General features: G+C 62.2%; 4 protein-coding genes and 1 pseudogene. All 5 read right to left on the bottom strand.

Annotated features, from left to right (window positions below; all coding sequences use genetic code 11):
• The coding region (locus AC1DLB_RS21005) for a S8 family peptidase (RefSeq protein WP_477785573.1) at positions 1-2,025 on the bottom strand (2,025 nt) is incomplete at its 3' end.
• A gap of 66 nt (positions 2,026-2,091) precedes the next feature.
• Complete coding sequence (locus AC1DLB_RS21000; protein ID WP_477745496.1) at positions 2,092-2,457, bottom strand: autotransporter domain-containing protein; 366 nt, start codon at positions 2,455-2,457, stop codon at positions 2,092-2,094.
• Positions 2,345-2,848, bottom strand: a pseudogene (locus AC1DLB_RS20995) (S8 family serine peptidase); the annotation flags it as partial. The gene AC1DLB_RS21000 and the pseudogene AC1DLB_RS20995, both read right to left, overlap by 113 nt.
• Positions 2,849-3,022: 174 nt before the next feature.
• Positions 3,023-4,387: a TolC family outer membrane protein gene (locus AC1DLB_RS20990; protein ID WP_138867582.1), complete on the bottom strand. Its 1,365-nt coding sequence runs from the start codon at positions 4,385-4,387 to the stop codon at positions 3,023-3,025.
• A 2-nt stretch (positions 4,388-4,389) separates the two neighbouring features.
• A partial coding sequence (locus tag AC1DLB_RS20985; protein WP_477785572.1) for a beta-barrel domain-containing protein occupies positions 4,390-4,997 on the bottom strand: 608 nt, incomplete at its 5' end.

Here is a 4,997-nt window from a genome sequence, read left to right as displayed (position 1 = left end):
GCCTGCGCCCAGTTGCTCGGCGGCAGCGGCCACGGCGCGTTGGTTCGGGGTTTGGCCAACGCTGGTGAAGGACGTCGCATTACGCTCGACGGCCAGTTGAATGCCGTTGGTCGCGTAGTCGAGGGTGCCACCGATAAACAGGTAATCCGGCAGCACTGCTCCGAAGCGCCCTTCGATTCCGCCGGCCGCTTGCAGGATGTTGTACTGATTGCCGAGCAGGGTTTTCGCCTCGCCGGTGGTCAGCAGCGTCGGGCTGTTTTCCAGCGACAGGCTGACCGTTGCGCCGTCAATGATCGCCTTGCCGCCGGCGATGATCCGGTCGCTGCTGGTGGGCGACAGTTCTACGGCGTAGGTCGAACCAGGTTCGAAGGTCACGTCGCCCGCCACCTGCAAGGTGCCGATGGRATTGCCGGGGGCTACAGTACCGCCGCTTTTCGCGGTCAGTGCCGCGATGCTGCCGTTACCGCCAAGGATGCCGCTGTTGTTGACGGTGACGGCCGACAGCAGCGAACCGTTGATCGCCAATCGGCCCTGATTGACCAGGGTCGGGCCGGTGTAGGTGTTGGCGCCGGTCAGCACCAGCGTGCCGATGCCCTGCTTGGTCAGGCCGCCATGGCCGGAAATGTCGTTACGCCAATAGTCGAGCCCGCAATGCACGTCATTGCACACGCGCTCGGTGGGTTTGCCAGCATCGATGATCGCGCCGATACCCGGCAAGTCCGCGACAAACTGGCTGGAGCCGTAGGCGCCGTTGATGCGGAACTCCTCGTGAATGTCCTGCTCGGTGACGAACATCGCCGGGCCATCGATGCCTTTGCGCAGGTTGATCATGCCCCAGCCGTACAGTGCGTCGACGCCGGGTGCGCCGAGGTCGGTGGCGGTGGTGCGCAGCACGCTGGCAACTTGCGCGCCGGTCATGTACGGGAAGCGTTCCATCAACACTGCTACCGAGCCGGCAACGTGCGGCGCCGCCATCGAGGTGCCGTTGTAGTTGGCGTAGCCGGTGGTCAGGTTATCGGCATTGGTGCCACTGATGATCGAGCTATAGATGCGGCTGCCCGGTGCCGACACGCAGAAACTCGCGGTGTAGCCGCAGCGCGACGAGAAGGTGCTGATGGTGTAGAGGTCGGGGCTGTTGATGTCCGGGTTCTTCTGCAACGCGGCGACGGTCATCCAGTTCGGCGCGATCTGGGGGACGAAGTAACCGAGGCCGGCGATGGCGTCCGGGTTGTTGAGGTTGTAGTCGTTGCCGGCGGCGAAGATCGTGACGATGCCGCTGCGGGCCGCCGCAATGGCGCCGTCGTAGGCGCCGCCGGGTTTGGTCCCGAGCAAGGTCTGGATTTCGTTGAATTGCAGCTGCGCGTCCTGCACGGTGAAGTGCGGGTATGCCGGGTCCCGGCCTCCGAGGTCGAAGCGGTCGGTGATGCCGATGCCCCAGCTGTTGTTGATGATCCGCGCGCCGCTGGCGATCAGGGCGTCCCAGCCGGCCTTGTACACCGCGCCGTCGTTGCCACGGATGATGCCGTCTTCCGGGCCTGGGTCGCCGTTGTCAGCGCTGATGATTTGCGCGCCAAAGGCGACGCCGTGCATCGGTCCGCCATCGCGACTGCCCGCGGCGATCCCGCCAACGTGGGTGCCGTGGGCGCCGAGTTTGCCGTTGGAACCTACTGAAGGCGAACCGTCATAGAGAAAGGCGTCCCCGGCTTTGACCGGAATGTACGGATCGGTGTACTCGCGGATGCCACTGGTGACCAGGGTTATTACCTTGTTGGCCCCGGAAAACTCCGGGTGCAAGGCGTAGACCGGCTGGTCGAAGATCCCCAGTTTCACCCCTTTGCCGGTGTAACCGGCCGCATAGGCATCCTGAGCGTTGATCGCCCCCAGCCCCCAGTCGGCGTTGAACTCCGCGCTGCGCCAACTGTTCGGGTCACCGACCCTGCCGTTTTCCACGTAGGGTCCCGCGTGTGCGGTGCCCAGGGTTGCCAGTGCACAGAGCAAGGCAAGTTTGTTGTACTTGTTATCCATCAAGCTACCGTCCTTAGTTGTGTTGCAAAGATCCTTGGGCCTTCAAAGGCGTGTCTTGTCCTGCTACTAAAACTGCCAATTGAGACTCAGCCCTACTCCATGGCTCTTCTCGCGGCTGGCCAGTTGGCCGGTGTAATCGAGGTTCAACCGAATGTCCCGACTCGAGACCAGGCAGGCATGGGCGCCCACCAGCGCCGCATCACGAACCAGCGGCGAGCTCTGCACCGCGAACGGTGCGCCACCGCTGGCAAACGCCAGGTGTTCTTCGGAATCGGTGTTGCTCAGGTTGTGCTGCCAACCGAGGCTGCCGCTCAGGTCCAGCTGTGAAGTAGCGCGGGTCGGGGGTGGGACCGAACAGGAAACTGTCGTTCTTGTTGGTGTTGCCGACGTAGATTTGTGCGTTGAACGCCACGCCGTACATGCCGCTGCCATCCCGGGACGCGCCCATGGTGCCGGTGACGTGGGTACCGTGGGAGTCGTTTTGGGCGTTTAGCGTGCCGTCGACGTTGAACGCTTGACCATCGACATAGCTGCCGCTGGCCGTCACGGCGTGATAACGGTCGGCGGCGAATTCGGGATGGCTGGAATCGAAACCGGAATCCACCGCGCCGATTTTCACGCCTTTGCCGGTGATGCCGGCGGCATAGGCTTGATCGGCCTGCATCCGCCCCAGGCCCCAATCGCGCTGGAACTCCGCCGAACGCCAACTGGCCGGGTCACCGAGGGTGCCGGTTTCCAGGTACTGCGCCTGGGCCGAACCCGGCGCTGATGAAATCAAGAGCAGCAGCGTGCCGACCGACATCGGCTTGATCTGTACGTCCATGTGCATGAAATCTCGCTTTCTTGGCGTTTTTAGAGTTCTAGGCCCCAGGGGCGACGTGTTGCTGTGATTCTGTGGCGAGGGAGCTTGCTCCCGTTCGGTTGCGCAGCAACCGCCATTGGGTCTGCTTCGCAGCCCAGCGGGAGCAAGCTCCCTCGCCACACTGTTTTCTAACGGCTACTGTGCCCTCGCGCCCTGGCCGAACGCCTCATCCACCTTGGCCAAGTCCTGTTCGTTCAAGGTGCCGGCGTAGTAATGCAATTTGGTCCAGGCCATCAGATAGTCGTAGCGTGCCTGCGCCAGATCCCGGCGGGTGGTAAATAGTTGTTGTTCGGCATTCAATGCGTCGAGGTTGACCCGTTCACCACCCAGAATGCTTTGTTTGGTCGAGACCACCAGCGCTTCGGCCGAGGTCAGGGCCTTCTGATAAGCGCGCAGCTTGTTGACCCCCGACAGGCAGGCGCTGAACTGGCGGCGCAGCTGGATCAAGGTTTCCCGGGTCTTGCCGTCCAGCTCGTACTCAGCCTGTTCCATGTTGCGGCTGGCCTGCCGGGTCGAGGCCGAGACGCCACCACCGGCGTACAGCGGCATATTGACTTCAATACCGATGGTGTTGGTGTCGTAGCGCTGGTTGTAGGTGTTGCCGCTTTCCGATTCGTTCTGGCGCATCGAGGCGTAGGCGCTGACTTTCGGCAGGTGCCCGGCGCGGTTGCGTTCGACTTCATAGCGCGCCACTTCCACCGCCTGGCGCTGGGAAGCCAGGTTCGGGTTATTGGCCACCGCCATCTCGTGCCAGGTGTCGTAGTTGGCCGGTTGCAGGGTGAAGGTCTGGAAGTTCTGATCCAGTGGCGTCAGGTCGCCAATGTCGATGGCGGCTACACCCACCAGGGCGCCCAGTTCCCGCAGAGCCGCATCCTGTTCGTCCCGCGCCTCGATTTCCTCGGCGGTCGCCAGCTCGTAACGTGACTCGGCTTCGAGGATGTCGGTGCGCGTGCCTTCCCCTTGGCGGAACATCTGCTCGTTCTGCTGGAACTGCTCCTCGAAGGCTTTTTTCTTCGCGCGCGCGATGTCGATCTGGTCCTGGGCGAACAGCGCCTTGGTGTAATTCTCCAGCACGCGAACCAGCAGTTCCTGGCTCTTGCCACGGAAGTTTTCATCGGCGAACAGCGATTGCGCCACGCCTTTGCGATACGCAGCGTAAGCCTCGTAATCGAGCAACGGCTGTTGCAGGGTCAGGGTCGAGCCGTAACTGCTGTAGTTGCGATCTTCACTCTGGCTGTTACCGCGGGCATTCAGATTGGTGGCCTTGGAGGAGTTACGCCCCTTGTTGTAGTTGTAACCCAGCCTCGGCAACAGCCCGGCGCGGCCGATGTCGCGGTTTTCGAGGCCGGCATCGCGCTCCTTGATGGCACCGAGGAACACCGGATCATTGCGTAACGCTTGCTCGTAGATGTCGAACGGCCCCATGGCCATTGCGCTGTTGCACGTCAGCAACGCCAGGGTCGCTGCGAGCAGGGAAAGCTTATTCATACAACCGAACATCCTTATTCCTCGGTCAACGCGGAGCCTGCCCGGTCGAGCAGCGGTTTGAACAGATAGTTGAGGAGTGAACGTTCACCGGTGCGCACGAACATTTCTGCCGGCATGCCAGGCTTGATCACCAGGCCGTTGAGTTTTTCCATCGCCTGATCGCTGACGCTGCTGCGCAGCACGTAATACGGCGCACCGGTTTTCTCATCGACCATTTGGTCGGCGGAGATCAGGCTGACTTCGCCCGGCACTCGCGGGGTACGGCTCTGGTTGAACGCGGTGAACAGAATGTCCACCGGCAAGTGCGTGCCGACCTTGTCGATCAAGTTGATCGGCAAGTGCCCTTCCACTTCCAGGCTGGTGCCTTGCGGGACAATCTCCAGCAGGTTTTCGCCCTGGCGTACTACCGCGCCTTCGGTATGAACCCCAAGGTTGACCGCAATGCCATCGGCGGTGGCGACGATTTCGCTGTGTTGCAGGTCGAAGCCGGCGGAAGTCAGCTGCTCTTCCAGGGTCACGCTTTTGAGCTGCGCGTCGGCCAGTTGGCTGCGGACTTCCTTCTGGTATTCCTCGCTGTGCTGTTGCAGCTTCAGTCGGGACTCGAGGATGCCCTGCTCCACCC

Source organism: Pseudomonas sp. 05N434 (genome assembly GCF_056396965.1).
Note: the sequence above shows the minus strand (reverse complement) of the source record. Positions and strands in the feature narration are given on the sequence as shown.

Coding starts and splice junctions, on each gene's coding strand:
- AC1DLB_RS20990 (WP_138867582.1), bottom strand. CDS start 4,387: ATGTTCGGTTGTATGAATAAGCTTTCCCTGCTCGCAGCGACCCTGGCG.
- AC1DLB_RS21000 (WP_477745496.1), bottom strand. CDS start 2,457: ATGGCAGCGGCATGTACGGCGTGGCGTTCAACGCACAAATCTACGTCG.